Raw genomic sequence first — 15,148 nt, 5'->3', positions numbered from 1 at the left:
CCCCGCCCTTTTGAAACGCTGGTGATTGGCGAAAGCCGGCGTGACATCTGATCTCCCCCTTGTGGGGGAGATGGCCGGCAGGACAGAGGGGGGCGCTGTCCCGCCAGCCTTCAAAGGCCAATGCAATTCGCCGTGCTACATCGCCTTCTCGATCTGGCCGCGGATCTCGCCGTCCTTGTTCTTGGCGGTGTGGACGTTGACATAATATTTGCCGGCCTCGAGATCGGCCGCCTGTGCGTCCGTCAGCGTCGCCGATCCCTTGATTGGGCTCTTCAGCTTCTTGAACGGGATGACCGGGTCCGCGTTCGCGCCCATGTCCGCCGGACCGTGGATGTGGGCAGCCACGGCAGGCCCGCTGAGGCCGGAATATTTGACGTTCCAGCTGAGCTTCTTGCTTGTCGTGTCAAAGGTCAGTGTGGCGGTCCCCTTGCCCTTGGTGGTGACTGGCGGGCTCTGCTGGCCGCCATCGAGCGTCGCCTTGAACTTCATCGTCTCGGCCATGGCCGGCGATGCGAGAAGGAAGGCGGTCGAGACGGCCAAGGCCGAAAGCATCGGCACGGATAGGATGCGCATGAAGAACCTCCGTTGATTGCAGCATCCTCCACGGCTCCCCGACGTGCGGATGCGCCAATCAACGGTTGGGTCGCCGGATGTATCCCGGCACACGATTATTTTACCGCAACACGAAAAAGGGGCGGTCGCCCGCCCCTTTCCACCTTCCGCGTTGAGCGCGGAGCTTACTTGATCGCCTTATCGGTGATCGCGGTCGTGTAAGCGCCGCTTGCCTCCTTGCTGATGATCTTCTGGTCGAGCAGCGCCTTGGCGGTGCGCTCGTAAGCGGCCGGGATCAGCTTGCCGTCGGCGTTGTAGACCAACTTGGCCACTTCCTTCATCATGAACTTCTGGTGGTTCTCGTCCTGGCCGCCGGCGTCGACGACGATTTCCGCCGCCTCGTCGGTGTTCTCGGTGGCGTATTTCCAACCCTTCATCGAGGCGCGCACGAAGCGCACCATCTTGTCCTCGAAGGCCGGATCCTTGAGCTTGTCCTCGAGCGTGTAGAGCCCGTCTTCCAACAGGTCGTTGCCCATGGCCGAGTAGTTGAAGACGATCAGGTCTTCCGGCTTGTAGCCGGCATCCAGCACCTGGCCGTATTCGTTGTAGGTCATGACCGAGATGCAGTCGGCCTGCTTCTGGATCAGCGGCTGCACGTCAAAGCTCTGCTTGAGCACGGTGACGCCGTCCGGGCCGCCATCTGTCTTGAGACCGATCTTGTTCATCCAGGCGTAGAAGGGATATTCGTTGCCGAAGAACCAGACGCCGAGGGTGTGGCCCTTGAAGTCGGCTTCCGTCTTGATCGGTCCGGCCTTGGGGCAGACCAGTTCCATGCCGGCCTTCTTGAAGGGCTGGGCGATGTTGACGAGCCCCACGCCCTTGTCGCGGGCGGCGAGCGCGCCGCCCATCCAGTCGACGATGACATCAGCGCCGCCGCCGGCGATCACCTGCTCGGGCGCGATATCCGGGCCGCCCGGCTTGATGTCGACGTCGAGGCCTTCGGCGTCATAGAAGCCCTTGGCCTTGGCGACATAATAGCCGGCGAACTGGGCCTGCGTGACCCATTTCAATTGCAGTGTAACCTTGTCGGCGGCCATCGCCTGGAAGGCGGCCAGCGACATGGCGCCGGCCAAAGCGGAAATCAGCAGTCTTTTCATGTTTTTACCCTCTGAAGTTAGTGCCCAAACCCACCGCCCCTATCCACCTCGGACAGAGGGATGCCAAAACGTGACGGCTCTCTCGATGAGAGCGACCACGCCATAAAAGACCGAACCCGCCAGTGCTGCAACTGCGATTTCGGCCCACACCATGTCGATGTTCATCCGCCCGACTTCCGTCGAGATGCGGAATCCCATGCCGACCACTGGCGTGCCGAAGAACTCCGCGACGATGGCGCCGATCAGGGCCAGAGTCGAGTTGATCTTCAGCGCATTGAAGATGAAAGGCATTGCCGCCGGCAGCCTGAGCTTGACCAGCGTCGGCCAATAGCCGGAAGCATAAGTGCGCATCAGGTCGCGCTCCATATGCCCGGAAGCGGCCAGCCCCGCGACCGTGTTCACCAGCATCGGGAAGAAGGTCATGATGATCACGACCGCGGCCTTAGACGGCCAGTCGAAGCCGAACCACATGACCATGATCGGCGCCACGCCGATGATCGGCAGCGCCGAGACCATATTGCCGATCGGCAGCAGCCCGCGCCTTAGGAACGGCACGCGGTCGGCGAGGATCGCGATGGCGAAGCCGGCGAGGTTGCCAACGACATAACCGATCAGCACCGCCTTGAAGATCGTCTGCCGCACATCCGAGCCCAGGATCGGCAGCGAGTTGGCGATGCGTGCGCCGATGGCGCTTGGCGGCGGCAACAGGATGAAGGGGATGCCTGCGCCGCGCGTCACCGCTTCCCAGATAATCAGGATCCACGCGCCGAAGATCGCCGGGATGATCAGGCGCAAGGCGTTCCTCGCGACGCTTTGGTTGGGACGCAACGAAGACAACAGCGCAACGCAACGCCAGGCGAGCAGCCAGGCGGCGGCAAGCAGCAGGAAATACGGCGCCAGCGCCGTGCCCTCGAAACCGGCTATGCCCTTGATCAGCAGCCAGGCTGCGGCATGGGCGCCGACGAACAACACGATCGCCTCAAAGATCGGGGTGAGCTTGACCATCGAGACAAGCGCCGCAAGGAGCAGCAGCCCGATGATCAACCCCTTTGCGCCCATATAGGGATAGGCAACGGTTGCGGTCGGATCCGCCAGCGCGGCTGCCTCCGGCTTCGTCATCGCGCCAAGCGCAAAGGCGGTGAGGCAAAGCAGGATTGCCAGCACTGATTGCCAGGATGGCTTCAGCCAAGTCATGCCGGCCTCCCGCCCATGGCGCGGTCGACGAGGCGCCCGGCAATGCCGACCACCATCACCAGCAGCGCCGCGACGATGGAGCCTGCGACCAGGGCCGACCAGATATCGATGGTCTGGCTGTAATAGGCGCCCGCGAGCAGCTTGGCGCCGATGCCGGCGACGGCGCCCGTCGGCAACTCGCCGACGATGGCGCCGACCAGGCTCGCCGCCACCGCCACCTTCATCGAGGTGAACAGGAACGGCACCGAGGTCGGCACGCGCAGTTTCCAGAAGGTCTGCGACGCACTGGCATTGTACGTATGCATCAAATCGAGATGCATGAGCTCGGGCGAGCGCAGGCCTTTCACCATGCCGACCGCGACCGGAAAGAACGACAGATAGGTCGAGATCAGCGCCTTGGGGATCAGTCCGGTGATGCCGATCGCCGCCAGCACCACGATGATCATCGGCGCCACCGCCAGGATCGGAATGGTCTGCGAGGCGATGATCCACGGCATCAGGCTGCGGTCGAATGTCGCCACATGCACGATGCCCACGGCAATGAGGATGCCGAGCGCGGTGCCGAAGGCGAAGCCGAGCAGCGTCGAGGACAATGTCACCCAGGCGTTGTAGACGAGGCTGCGGTTCGAGGTGACGGACCGCAGAAAAGTGTTCTCAAAGAAATTCACCGCCACCTGGTGCGGCGCCGGCAGCGTCGGCTTCGGCTGCGACAGCGTTTTGCCGATGAACTCGACCGTGCCGGGCGTCTCATTGCCTCGTTGATCGAGATCGCGCTGGAACGGCGCGTTGAGGATGACGGCAAAGACGTACCAGAGCACCACCACGCCGGCGAGGATGGTGGTGACGGGGATGATTTTCGAGCGGAAGCTATCCATCTAGCGCCGCCCTTCTCCTCTCCCCTGCGGGGAGAGGGTGGCCTGAGCGAAGCGAAGGCAGGGCAGCTTGAACTGGGGTGCCGTGGCGCACCCGCTCTTCGTCATCCTAGGGCGGAGCAAGGAGCGAAGCGACGCAGCGCAGACCCTAGGATCCATGCCGTTACTTCGACGCTCCGCATCGGTCCAGAATAAGACTCCCTGCGTTCTGCGGCGGTTAGCGACCATTCTGCACCGTTTGGACCCTTCGGCCGACGTCACGGCATGGATCCTAGGGTCTGCGCTCCGCTTCGCGTCGCTCCGCCCTAGGATGACGAAGGCGTGGCGGCGGCGTCCGCACTCATTCGCCCTCCCGTCAATCATCATAGCTGTGCCCAGCCCTCAACCCATCCCGCACGCGCGCTGCGATCGCCAGGAATTCCGGCGTCTCGCGGATGTCGAGCGGCCGCTCCTTCGGCAGCGTCGATTCGATGATGTCGGTGACGCGGCCTGGCCGCGGCGACATCACCACGATGCGTGTCGACAGATACACCGCCTCGGGGATCGAATGGGTGACGAAGCAGATCGTCTTGTTGGTCCGCGCCCAGAGGTCGAGAAGCTGCTCGTTCAGATGATCGCGCACGATCTCGTCCAGCGCGCCGAACGGCTCGTCCATCAACAAAAGGTCCGCGTCGAAGGCGAGAGCGCGCGCGATCGAGGCGCGCTGCTGCATGCCGCCGGAAAGCTGCCAGGGATATTTCTTCTCGAAGCCAGAAAGATTGACCAGCGCCAGCGTACGCTTGATGCGCTCCGCCTGCTCGGCTTGGGAGAGGCCGATGATCTCCAGCGGCAATCCCACATTGCGCTCGATGGTGCGCCACGGGAACAGGGCCGCCGCCTGGAAGACATAGCCGTAGGCGCGCTTCTCGCGCGCCTGCTCAGGCGTCATGCCGTTGACGGAGATCGTTCCGGATGTCGCCCTTTCCAGATCGGCGATGACGCGCAGCAAGGTTGTCTTGCCGCAACCGGACGGGCCGATGAAGGAAACGAACTCGCCCTTGCCAATGGTCAGATCGACATTGGACAGCGCCTGCACCGGACCGTCATTGGTCTGGAAGGTGAGGCCGAGCTTGCTTGCCGAAACGACGGCTGGCGGCTGTTCGCTCATTGGCTGCAGCCTGCCTTTCGCAGCCGCTGCCGCGCCGTCCGCAATCCGGTTGATTTTATGATAGCGTTGCTTTCCACTCGTCCTGTCCCACCCGATCGACGCTGCCCGGAGGCTTGCCGATGTCGCCTAAACCCACCTGTCATCTCGTTCGCCCCGAAAGCACCTATCAGGGCAAGCAGGGGCTGAGCTATTTCGCCGGCATCGCCGCCGAGACCGTCGGCTCCTCCGGCATCTGCATGCATCTTCTCACCATGCCGCCCGGCGCCCGCGCCAAGGCGCATATGCATGAAAGCCACGAGACGGCCATTTACGTGCTTTCGGGCGAGGTCCACACCTGGTACGGCGACCGGCTCGAGCACCACATCGTCGTCAAGGCCGGCGATCTCTTCTACATTCCGGCCGGCGTGCCGCATCTGCCCGCCAATCTGAGCGGGGCGCCGTCCTCGGCGGTCATCGCCCGCACCGATCCCAACGAACAGGAAAGCGTCGTTCTGCTGCCGGAACTGGATGGGCTGGTTGCCTGAGATGGAGGAAAAACCTCTCGTCGTTATTTGCACCGGGAGACTTCGCCCATCACATTGCCCTCTTCATCGGCCACCACCAGCTTCTTCGCGTTCTTCGCACTGCGCTTGATGGTGAACTTGGTCGGCGCCTGCCCCTCTTCGCCCTCCACCTCGCATTTTGCCGTCACCACCAGCGATCCGTCGGCCTGGGGCTGCTTGTCGCTGAAGGTGCAGGCGCTTGCCGCCGTGATCAGTTCCTTGTCGGTCAAGAGCAGCATCTTGTCGGCGGCGACCTCTTGGCCGTTTTTGTTGATGCAGCCATATTTGTCGCCATAAGGTTTTGAGAGATCGATGCTGGCGGCCGATGCATGGCCAGCGGCCAGCATTGCTGTCGCCGTCAGCACGAGATGAAGAGCCCGCATGGTCAGACCCCCGTGGCCGGAATGCCGGTACGCTCCACCTTGCGTGGCGCGGAAATCTCCTTCCAGGTCGACAGCGCCCGGTTGACCGCGGCGTTCGGCTCACGCGCGACGAACTCGCCATGGCCAACCTTGGCCTTGACGTCCGCCTCCTCGATCGAAAGCTCGCCGCGTGAAAAGACGAAGCGCGGCAGGCCGGTCACCTCAAAACCTTCGAAGACATTGTAGTCGATCACCGACTGCTGCTTCTTGGCCGAGATCGTCTTCTTGCGCTTCGGGTCCCACACGATGATGTCGGCGTCGGCGCCTTCGACGATCGCGCCCTTCTTCGGATACATGTTGAGGATCTTGGCGATGTTGGTCGAGGTCACCGCGACGAACTCGTTCATTGTCAGGCGGCCGGTATTGACGCCGGCCGTCCACAGCACTGGCAGGCGGTCCTCGAGGCCGCCGGTGCCGTTCGGGATTTTTGTGAAGTCGCCGATGCCGTTGCGTTTCTGCTTGGTGGTAAAGGAGCAGTGGTCGGTCGCAACCACCTGCAGCGAGCCGGCCTGCAGGCCCGCCCACAGCGAATCCTGGTGCCACTTGCTGCGGAAGGGCGGGCTCATCACCCGGCGCGCCGCATGGTCCCAGTCCTTGTTATAATATTCGGTCTCGTCGAGTGTCAGATGCTGGATCAGCGGCTCGCCATAAACGCGCATTCCTTTCTGCCGGGCGCGGCGGATGGCCTCGTGACTCTGCTCGCAGGAGACATGCACGACATAGAGCGGCACGCCGGCCATGTCGGCAATCATGATGGCCCGATTTGTCGCCTCGCCTTCCACCTCCGGCGGACGCGAATAGGCATGCCCCTCAGGCCCGTTGTTGCCGGCGGCTAAAAGCTTTTGCGACAGTGCCGCGACCACATCGCCATTCTCGGCATGGACGAGCGGCAGCGCGCCGAGGTCGGCGCAGCGCTGGAACGACGCATACATCTCGTCGTCATCGACCATCAGCGCGCCTTTGTAGGCCATGAAGTGCTTGAACGAGGTGATGCCCCTGTCGACCACCGTCGCCATCTCGTCGAACACCTGCTTGCCCCACCAGGTGATCGCCATGTGGAAGGAATAGTCGCAGGCCGCCTTCGAGGTCTTGTTGTCCCACATCTGCAGCGCCTCAAGCAGCGACTGCTGCGGCGCCGGCAGGCAGAAATCGACCACCATTGTCGTGCCCCCGGACAGTGCCGCGCGCGTGCCGGATTCGAAATCGTCGGCCGAATAGGTGCCCATGAACGGCATTTCGAGATGGGTATGCGGATCGATGCCGCCCGGCATGACATAGCAGCCGGTGGCGTCGAACTCATGATCGCCATGCAGGTTGGAGCCGATGGCGACGATCTTGCCGTGCTGCATCAGCACGTCGGCCTTCCACGTGCGGTCGGCCGTCACGATGGTGCCGTTTCGGATGACTTTGGTCATATCTGTTCCCCTGTTCTTTCGCGCTTCTTTGCGAGCGGCGTTGCGAGGTGATTGGTCCGAAGCAATTTCAGGAAAAGTGTGAAGCGGTTTTCCGTCCGAAATTGCGTTAAAACAAAGACACTAGAGCATTCCACCGTTTCCGTGAAACGGTGGAATGCTCTAGTCGGTCATTCGACGATTCCCGCCGTTTCGACCACCGCATGGAACAGCACGTCGGCTCCAGCCGCAGCCCATTCCTTGGAGATTTCCTCGGCCTCGTTGTGGCTGAGACCGCCTACGCAGGGACACATGACCATGGTCGCTGGCGCGACCTTGGCCGCCCAGCAGGCGTCGTGTCCGGCGCCCGAGATGATGTTCATGTGGCTGTAGCCCAGCTTTTCGGCGGCGGTGCGCACGCGGCCGACCAGCGTCGGATCGAAGGTTATCGGATCGAAATGGCCGACTGCCTCGACCGAGCATTTGACCCCGAGCGCCTCACAGATTTTCGGCGCTTCCTTCTCGATGCGGGCGCGCATGCCGTCGAGCTTTGCCTGGTCCGGCGAGCGGATGTCGACGGTGAAGACGACGGTGCCCGGCAAAACGTTGCGCGAATTGGGTGTAAACTTGACCTGTCCGACCCCGCCGACGGCGCCCGGCTGGTTCTCAATGGCCACCGTCTGCACCATCTCCAGGATACGGGCCATGGCAAGGCCGGCATTGACGCGCATGTTCATCGGCGTCGAGCCGGTATGCGCCTCCTTGCCGGTCAGCGTGAATTCCAGCCACCACAGGCCTTGGCAATGCGTCACCACGCCGATCTGCTTGTTCTGCGCCTCCAGGATCGGTCCCTGCTCGATGTGATACTCGAAATAGGCGTGCATCTTGCGCGCGCCGACCTTCTCGTCGCCGACCCAGCCGATCCGCTTCAGCTCGTCGCCGAAGGTCAGGCCGTCGAGATCCTTGCGGGCATAGGCGTAGTCCTGTGTATGCACGCCGGCGAACACGCCGGAGGCAAGCATGGCCGGGGCGAAACGCGCGCCCTCCTCATTGGTCCAGTTGGTGACGACGATCGGATGCTTCGTCTTGATGCCGAGATCGTTGAGCGAACGCACAACCTCTAGGCCCGAGAGCACGCCGAGCACACCGTCATATTTGCCGCCGGTGGGCTGGGTATCGAGGTGGGAACCGACATAGACCGGCAGCGCGTCCGGATCGGTGCCGGCGCGCGTCATGAACATGGTGCCCATCTGGTCGACACCCATCGAGAGCCCGGCCGCATCGCACCAGGACTTGAAAAGCGCGCGGCCCTCCTTGTCGGAATCGGTGAGCGTCTGGCGATTGTTGCCGCCGGCGATGCCGGGGCCAATCTTCGCCATCTCCATCAGGGAGTCCCACAAGCGGTCTGAATTGATTCGCAGATTTTCGCCGGGTGCGGCCATTTGCGGTTCCCATTTTCACCAGGGGTCTTGTCGCCCCTTGAGTGGTTTGCATCCTGACCGTATGGTCAGCTTTCAGACTACACAAGCTGACCAAGCGGTCAACGAGAATCTTGGGGGAGACATGACCGAATCCACCCGTCCGATGCGGCGCCAGGACATAAGGCGGGAGAATGAAAAGGCCATTCTGCTCGCCGCCGAAAAGGTGTTCGCGGAAGCCGGGTTCGGCGGCGCCACGATGCAGCTGATCGCCGATCTGGCCGGGCTGCCAAAGGCAAATCTCCACTATTATTTCGCCACCAAAGAAGAACTCTACCGGTCCGTCGTTCAGAACATTTTCGAGATCTGGCTGCAGGCCGCCAACTGCTTCGATGCGGCGCGCGGGCCGATAGAGGGCATCAGCGCCTATATCGACGCCAAGATGGAAATATCGCGCCGCCATCCCGATGGCTCGAAGGTCTGGGCCTCGGAAGTGATGCACGGCGCGCCGGTGCTTCAGGACTATATGGAATCGACTTTGCGCGAATGGACCGACGGCCGCGTAGCGATCATCAAGCGCTGGATCGAGGAGGGCAAGATGGACCCGGTCGACCCGCGCCATCTCCTCTACATGCTGTGGGCCACGACCCAGCATTACGCCGATTTTGGCCACCAGATCGAGACGCTGAACGGCGGCAAGCCGCTCTCCGACCGGCAATGGCGGGAAGCCAAGGAAAACATCAAGCGGGTGATCCTGACCGGCATCGGCGCGCAGCCAGCCTGAACTACACGACCATCGAGGTCGGCGCTTCTTAGCCGACCTCGCCCAGCCCGCTTCACGGACACCCTCCCCTTGACGGGAAGGATGTCCGCGCCGGCTTCTTAGTCGATCGACCTCAGCACATCGCGGACATGGTCGATCAGTTCGTTGATCTGGCCCTTGGTGATGATCAGCGGCGGCGACAGCGCGATGATGTCGCCGGTGGTGCGGATCAACGCGCCGCGCTCGAAGGCCTTGACGAAAGCCGAGAACGCCCGCTTGGTCGGGTTGCCGGCGATCGGCGCCAGCTCGATCGCGCCGATCAGGCCGATGTTGCGGATGTCGATGACATGCGGTTCGCCCTTGAGCGAATGCAGCGCGTCTTCCCAGTAAGGAGCCAGTTCCTCGCCGCGGGTCAAAAGGCCCTCTTCCTTGTAGGTGTCCAACGTGCCGAGCGCCGCGGCGCACGCGATCGGATTGCCCGAATAGGTATAGCCGTGGAAGAACTCGATCATATGTTCCGGGCCGGTCATGAAGGCGTCGTGGATCTCCTTCTTGACGAACACCGCGCCCATCGGGATGACGCCGTTGGAAACGCCCTTGGCTGTCGTCATGATATCCGGCGTGACGCCGAAATAGTCGGCCGCGAACGGCGCGCCGAGGCGGCCGAAACCGGTGATCACTTCATCGAAAATCAACAATATGCCGTGCTTCGTGCAGATTTCCCGAAGCTTCTGCAGATAGCCCTTCGGCGGCAGGATGACGCCGGTGGACCCGGCGACCGGCTCGACGATGACGGCCGCGATGGTCGAGGCGTCATGCAGCGCGATCAGCCGCTCGAGATCGTTCGCGAGCTCCGCGCCATGCTCCGGCACGCCCTTCGAGAAGGCGTTCTTCTCCGGCAGGTGCGTGTGCGGCAGATGGTCGACGCCGCCGAGCAGCGTGCCGAACATCTTGCGGTTGGAGACGATGCCGCCCACCGAGATGCCGCCGAAATTGACGCCGTGATAGCCGCGCTCGCGGCCGATCAGACGGGTGCGCGAGCCCTCGCCCCTGACACGGTGATAGGCGATCGCTATCTTCAGCGCGGTCTCGACCGATTCCGAACCCGAATTGGTGAAGAAGACATGGTCCATGCCCTTCGGCGCGATATCGACGAGCCGGTTCGCCAGCTCGAACACGATGGGATGGCCCATCTGGAAAGCCGGCGCATAGTCGAGCTCGGCCGCCTGGTGCTGGATCGCCTCGGTGATCTTCGGCCGGCAGTGGCCGGCGTTCACGCACCACAGGCCAGCGGTGCCGTCGAGCACCTTGCGGCCGTCGCTGGTGGTGTAATGCATGTCCTTGGCGGACACGAACATGCGCGGCGCCTGCTTGAACTGCCGGTTTGCCGTGAACGGCATCCAGAATGCGCTGAGATCGTTCGGCGTGACTTTCAGCCGGTTGGACATGACCAGGACTTCCCCTTGTAACCTGTTTCGGTGCGGCCAACGCTTGGTCTTTGCTGCGTTTTCATGCTACGCAAATTTTTGACCGGTTGGACAAACGTTAGCGCCGCCTGTCGGCGGTCAAGGGATTACTAGCGGAAATGCGGCATAAAAAGCGCGCTCCACAGCCCAAGGAAAAACTGGTCCAGAGAATTGGTCCAGATGGGCGCCGCGGCGGATTGCAAGGATGACGGACACGATGGAAGGCTCCGCTCCCCGCCGCACCCGCATCCAGCAGGAAAAGCGCGAGCTGATCCTGGAAGCGGCGCTCGAAGTCTTCTCCGCCAACGGTTTTCGCGGCTCGACCATCGACCAGATCGCTGAAGCCGCCGGAATGTCGAAGCCCAACCTTCTCTATTACTTTCGCCGCAAGGAAGACATTCACGGGACATTGATGCAGCGCTTGCTCGACACCTGGCTGGCGCCGCTGCGCGAGCTGGACGACATCGGCGACCCGCTGACGGAACTCAGGAGCTATATCCGCAGGAAGCTGGAGATGGCACGCGACTTCCCGCGTGAAAGCCGGCTCTTCGCCAACGAGATCCTGCAGGGTGCGCCACGCATCAAGCCGATGCTGGAGGGCGAGTTGAAGACGCTGGTCGACGAGAAAGCCGCCGTCATCAAAGGCTGGATGCGCGCCGGAAAAATCGCCCGCACCGATCCCTGGCACCTGATCTTCTCGATCTGGGCGACGACGCAGCATTATGCCGATTTCGATGTCCAGGTCCGCGCCGTGCTCGGCGCCGATCGCGGCGGCGACGGCCGCTTCGAGGACGCGGCGCGGTTTCTGGAGCAGCTGTTCCTGGATGGGTTGAAGCCGAAGGGCTAGCGTCGACAAGATGGCTTAGCGGGTGCGACCCGTCTCCGTCATCTGCTTGTTGCCGACCTTGGAGACTGGCGAGGCGTCGTCACTTCGTCATCCACGGGCGAAGCGGACGCGGAGACCCGAGGATCCATTCCGTTATCTTGATCGAAGGGCGCAGCGGAGCAGAATTCTGCACCGCAGAAGCGCATTGAAGTCACGGAATGGATCCTCGGGTCTGCGCTGCGTCGCTACGCTCCTTGCTCCGCCCGTGGATGACGAAGTGATGGGCTTGCCGCTGCCTTTCTCGGACGGCTCCGCCTTCCAGCAATCGACCTCACGCGCTGCGCCGCTCGGTCGGAAGCTCCTCGAGCAGCTTCCGCAACTTCGCTACCGAGTTCTGCTCGGCAAGCGGCGTATAGACGATCAGCCTCATATCCGAACCGTCGTCGATCGAGAGGCTCATATGCTCGAACGTCATCGCGCCGGCGATCGGATGCCGCAGGTGCTTCAGGCCGGAAAGCCTGTGCACGACATCGCGCTGCGGCCACCATTCGCGGAACTCCGGACTTGAGCGCATCATCAGCGCGATCAGCCGCTCGAAATCCGGATCGCCGGTGTATTTCGCGCTCTCGGCGCGGAACGCGGCAAGGGTCGCGCGCGCCAGCTGCTCCCAGTCCACCAAAAGGTGCCGCCGGTGCGGATCGGTGAAGACGCCGTGGAGGATGTTGCGGGCATCGCCCTCCAGCTGGCCGTAATCGCCGAAAATGGCGACCGCCGCGTCATTCCAGGCCAGCACGTCCCAGCGCGGGCCGACGACATAGGCGGGCTGCAGCACCAGGCTCTGCAGCATGTGCAGCAAGGGTCCTTCGACCTTGCTCTGCACGATGCGCCGCCGCTCCGGCTGCTGGCGCCCGGCGAGCGTGAACAGATGGCGCTGCTCGGCGCCGTCGAGCCGCAGCGCCTGGCAAAGCGCCGACAGCACCTCGACCGAGGGCCGCACGTCCCTGCCCTGCTCCAGCCAGGTGTACCAGGTCGTGCCGACGCCGGCGATCATCGCCACTTCCTCGCGCCTTAAGCCCGGCGTGCGCCGCCGCGCGCCGCAAGCGATGCCGGCGGCATCAGGCGAAAGCCGTTCGCGCCGCGAACGCAGGAAGGCGCCGAGCTCGCGCCGGCGGTGATCTTCGGGGGAATGAGCGACGGCATCCATGCGCGTATTATAGCAGTACTGATACCAGGATAAAGTTTGAACTGTTTGGGATGCGCGCGGTGTCCCATCTTTCCGTTCAGAGCAGCGCAAGGAGGCTCTGGACATGGAACTCAAGGACAAAACCATTCTCGTCACCGGCTCGACCGACGGCGTCGGCCGTGTGGTCGCCGAAAGGCTCGGCGCCGCCGGAGCCCGCGTGCTGGTGCATGGCCGCGACACAGGTCGCGGCAAGGCGACGGTCGCCGCGATCGAGGTCAAGGGCGGCAAGGCGGAATTCCTCGCCGCCGACCTCGCTTCGCTTGCCGAAGTACGCCGCCTCGCCGAAGCCGTGCGCGCAAGGACCGACAGGCTGGACATCCTGATCAACAATGCCGGTGTCGGCACCGGCGGCCAAGGCGCCAAGCGGCAGGTCAGCGCCGACGGCTACGAGCTGCGCTTCGCCGTCAACTATCTCGCCGGCTTCCTGCTGACGTCCGAGCTCTTGCCGCTTCTCAAGGCAAGCGCGCCGGCGCGCATCGTCAATGTCGCCTCGGCCGGCCAGCAGGCGATCGATTTCGACGACGTCATGCTGACGCATGGCTATAGCGGCGTGCGCGCCTACTGCCAGAGCAAGCTGGCGCAGATCCTGTTCACCGTCGATCTGGCTCAGCAGCTCGAGGGCACCGGCATCACCGTCAACGCCTTACATCCGGCAAGCTACATGGACACGACTATGGTCCGGCAGGCGGGCGTCACGCCATGGAGCTCGGTCGAAACCGGCGCCGACGCCATCCTCAACCTCGCGACGTCGCCGGCGCTCGAAGGGCGCAGCGGTCGCTATTTCGACGGCCAGCGGGAATCGCGCGCCGATGCGCAGGCTTATGACGAAAAGGCGCGCCGCCGGCTGCGGGCGCTGAGCCTAGAATTGACCGGACAATCTTCTGCAACATCCAAGGAACAACACCCATGAGCGAGACCATCGAACATTGCGTCATCATAGGCGGCTCATCCGGCATCGGCCTCGCGACGGCCAAAAAGCTGGTCAGCCCCGCCATGAAAGTCACGATCACCGGCCGCAATGAGGAAAAACTCAAGGCTGCGTGGAAGAGCCTGGGCGGCTCAGCCGACAAGGCTGCGTTCGATGCCGGCAATCCTGATGAGGTGCAGCGGTTTTTCAAAGACCTAGGGCCGTTCGATCACCTGGTTCTCGCCGCGAGCGGCGGCAAGGGGCTGGGACCGTTCGCGACGCTCGACCTCGCCGATATCGGCAGCGGCGTCGACGAAAAGATCCGGCCGCAATTGTCCTGTCTGCAGGCAGCCCTGCCGACGCTGAACAAGACCGGATCGGTCACCTTCATCTCGGCTGTCTCGGCGCAGATCGCGGCGCCGGGCGTCGCCGGCATCGGCGCCATCAACGGCATGCTCTTGACCGTCGCGCCGATCCTCGCTGTCGAGCTGAAGCCGCTGCGCGTCAACGTCGTGGCCCCCGGCGTCATCGACACCCCATGGTGGGACTTTCTGCCGGACGATCAGCGGCAAGCGGTGTTTGCCGAATATGCCGGCAAGACGCCGGTCGGCCGCATCGGCCGCGCCGAGGATGTCGCCGAGGCGATTGCCTTCCTGGTCTCCAACGGCTTCATGACCGGCCAGGTGCTGACCTGCGACGGCGGCTTGAGGTTCGCGGCCTAGAGGATGCGCGCGGACTCCCATCCGCGCGCCCTAGGATCAGGCAGCCTTGGCAGCCGGCATCGGATGGATGGCGTGGAAGGGAATGCACAACCGGTTCCACGTGTTGATCATGCCTAGTGCGACCGAGAGCTTGACCAGTTCCTCTTCCGAGAAATGCTCGAGCGTGCTGGCGTAGAGCTCGTCCGACACGCCATTGTCGGCGATCAGCGTCACGGCCTCGGTCCATGCGAGAGCGGCACGCTCGCGCTCGGAAAACAGCGGCGATTCCTTCCAGGCGGCGACGAGATAGAGCCGGGTTTCGGTCTCGCCGTCGCGCCTCGCCTCGCGGCTGTGCATCTCGACGCAGTATGAGCAGCCATTGATCTGCGAAGCGCGGAGCTTGACCAGGTGCAACAGGCTCACTTCCAGCCCGCATTCGTCGACGGCCTTGTTGAGCGCCGACACCGCCTTCATGATCTCGGGGGCCTTGGCAAAGAACTGCAATCTCTGTTTCATCGTCTTTCCTTCCAGTTTTTTGGGTGGGTTA

General features: G+C 63.1%; 16 protein-coding genes. 5 read left to right on the top strand and 11 right to left on the bottom strand.

Annotated features, from left to right (window positions below; translation table 11 throughout):
* Positions 1-135: 135 nt before the first annotated feature.
* From EJ072_RS26215 to EJ072_RS26190, 5 genes are all read right to left on the bottom strand, one after another.
* The gene (locus tag EJ072_RS26215) at positions 136-573 is read right to left on the bottom strand and encodes a CHRD domain-containing protein (RefSeq protein WP_126081961.1); all 438 of its coding nucleotides are present in this window, start codon (positions 571-573) and stop codon (positions 136-138) included.
* 164 nt (positions 574-737) lie between these two features.
* Positions 738-1,709 carry an ABC transporter substrate-binding protein gene (locus EJ072_RS26210; protein ID WP_126081960.1) on the bottom strand — a complete coding sequence of 324 codons (972 nt, stop codon included), beginning with the start codon at positions 1,707-1,709 and terminating at the stop codon, positions 738-740.
* Between the two features lie 39 nt (positions 1,710-1,748).
* Positions 1,749-2,903 (bottom strand): ABC transporter permease, encoded by a 1,155-nt coding sequence (locus tag EJ072_RS26205; RefSeq protein WP_126081959.1) that lies wholly within the window; start codon positions 2,901-2,903, stop codon positions 1,749-1,751.
* Positions 2,900-3,778 (bottom strand): ABC transporter permease, encoded by an 879-nt coding sequence (locus EJ072_RS26200; protein ID WP_126081958.1) that lies wholly within the window; start codon positions 3,776-3,778, stop codon positions 2,900-2,902. Before EJ072_RS26200 ends, EJ072_RS26205 begins: the two co-directional genes overlap by 4 nt.
* 352 nt (positions 3,779-4,130) lie before the next feature.
* Complete coding sequence (locus EJ072_RS26190; protein ID WP_126081957.1) at positions 4,131-4,922, bottom strand: ABC transporter ATP-binding protein; 792 nt, start codon at positions 4,920-4,922, stop codon at positions 4,131-4,133.
* A 113-nt stretch (positions 4,923-5,035) separates the two neighbouring features.
* On the opposite strand from EJ072_RS26190, the gene EJ072_RS26185 reads away from it, so the two are divergent.
* Positions 5,036-5,446 carry a cupin domain-containing protein gene (locus EJ072_RS26185; protein WP_176479989.1) on the top strand — a complete coding sequence of 137 codons (411 nt, stop codon included), beginning with the start codon at positions 5,036-5,038 and terminating at the stop codon, positions 5,444-5,446.
* A 23-nt stretch (positions 5,447-5,469) separates the two neighbouring features.
* Here the strand turns inward: EJ072_RS26185 and EJ072_RS26180 are convergent, their stop codons facing one another.
* From EJ072_RS26180 to EJ072_RS26170, 3 genes are all read right to left on the bottom strand, one after another.
* Positions 5,470-5,847: a hypothetical protein gene (locus EJ072_RS26180; protein ID WP_126081956.1), complete on the bottom strand. Its 378-nt coding sequence runs from the start codon at positions 5,845-5,847 to the stop codon at positions 5,470-5,472.
* Between the two features lie 2 nt (positions 5,848-5,849).
* Positions 5,850-7,301 (bottom strand): dihydropyrimidinase, encoded by a 1,452-nt coding sequence (hydA, locus tag EJ072_RS26175; RefSeq protein ID WP_126081955.1) that lies wholly within the window; start codon positions 7,299-7,301, stop codon positions 5,850-5,852.
* A 167-nt stretch (positions 7,302-7,468) separates the two neighbouring features.
* A complete protein-coding gene (locus EJ072_RS26170) occupies positions 7,469-8,719 on the bottom strand; it encodes a Zn-dependent hydrolase (protein ID WP_126081954.1) in 1,251 nt (416 codons plus the stop codon).
* Positions 8,720-8,840: 121 nt separating this feature from the next.
* Between EJ072_RS26170 and EJ072_RS26165 the strand changes: the two genes are divergently transcribed.
* Positions 8,841-9,479 (top strand): TetR/AcrR family transcriptional regulator, encoded by a 639-nt coding sequence (locus EJ072_RS26165; protein WP_126081953.1) that lies wholly within the window; start codon positions 8,841-8,843, stop codon positions 9,477-9,479.
* 98 nt (positions 9,480-9,577) lie between these two features.
* Here EJ072_RS26165 and EJ072_RS26160 read toward each other — a convergent pair whose 3' ends face one another.
* Positions 9,578-10,906: an aspartate aminotransferase family protein gene (locus EJ072_RS26160; RefSeq protein WP_126081952.1), complete on the bottom strand. Its 1,329-nt coding sequence runs from the start codon at positions 10,904-10,906 to the stop codon at positions 9,578-9,580.
* 235 nt (positions 10,907-11,141) lie between these two features.
* Between EJ072_RS26160 and EJ072_RS26155 the strand changes: the two genes are divergently transcribed.
* The gene (locus EJ072_RS26155; RefSeq protein ID WP_126083753.1) at positions 11,142-11,771 is read left to right on the top strand and encodes a TetR family transcriptional regulator C-terminal domain-containing protein; all 630 of its coding nucleotides are present in this window, start codon (positions 11,142-11,144) and stop codon (positions 11,769-11,771) included.
* A gap of 310 nt (positions 11,772-12,081) precedes the next feature.
* Here the strand turns inward: EJ072_RS26155 and EJ072_RS26150 are convergent, their stop codons facing one another.
* Positions 12,082-12,954 (bottom strand): helix-turn-helix transcriptional regulator, encoded by an 873-nt coding sequence (locus tag EJ072_RS26150; protein ID WP_126081951.1) that lies wholly within the window; start codon positions 12,952-12,954, stop codon positions 12,082-12,084.
* 103 nt (positions 12,955-13,057) lie between these two features.
* On the opposite strand from EJ072_RS26150, the gene EJ072_RS26145 reads away from it, so the two are divergent.
* Together EJ072_RS26145 and EJ072_RS26140 are read left to right on the top strand one after the other, a co-directional pair.
* The gene (locus tag EJ072_RS26145) at positions 13,058-13,903 is read left to right on the top strand and encodes an SDR family oxidoreductase (protein WP_126081950.1); all 846 of its coding nucleotides are present in this window, start codon (positions 13,058-13,060) and stop codon (positions 13,901-13,903) included.
* The gene (locus tag EJ072_RS26140; protein ID WP_126081949.1) at positions 13,900-14,622 is read left to right on the top strand and encodes an SDR family oxidoreductase; all 723 of its coding nucleotides are present in this window, start codon (positions 13,900-13,902) and stop codon (positions 14,620-14,622) included. The genes EJ072_RS26145 and EJ072_RS26140 overlap by 4 nt, the downstream gene beginning before the upstream one ends.
* Positions 14,623-14,658: 36 nt before the next feature.
* Here the strand turns inward: EJ072_RS26140 and EJ072_RS26135 are convergent, their stop codons facing one another.
* Positions 14,659-15,117, bottom strand: coding sequence for a carboxymuconolactone decarboxylase family protein (locus tag EJ072_RS26135; protein ID WP_126081948.1), 459 nt, complete (start codon positions 15,115-15,117; stop codon positions 14,659-14,661).
* Between the last annotated feature and the right edge of the window lie 31 nt (positions 15,118-15,148).

Source organism: Mesorhizobium sp. M2A.F.Ca.ET.046.03.2.1, from assembly GCF_003952425.1.
Taxonomy (GTDB): Bacteria; Pseudomonadota; Alphaproteobacteria; order Rhizobiales; family Rhizobiaceae; genus Mesorhizobium.
Note: the sequence above shows the minus strand (reverse complement) of the source record. Positions and strands in the feature narration are given on the sequence as shown.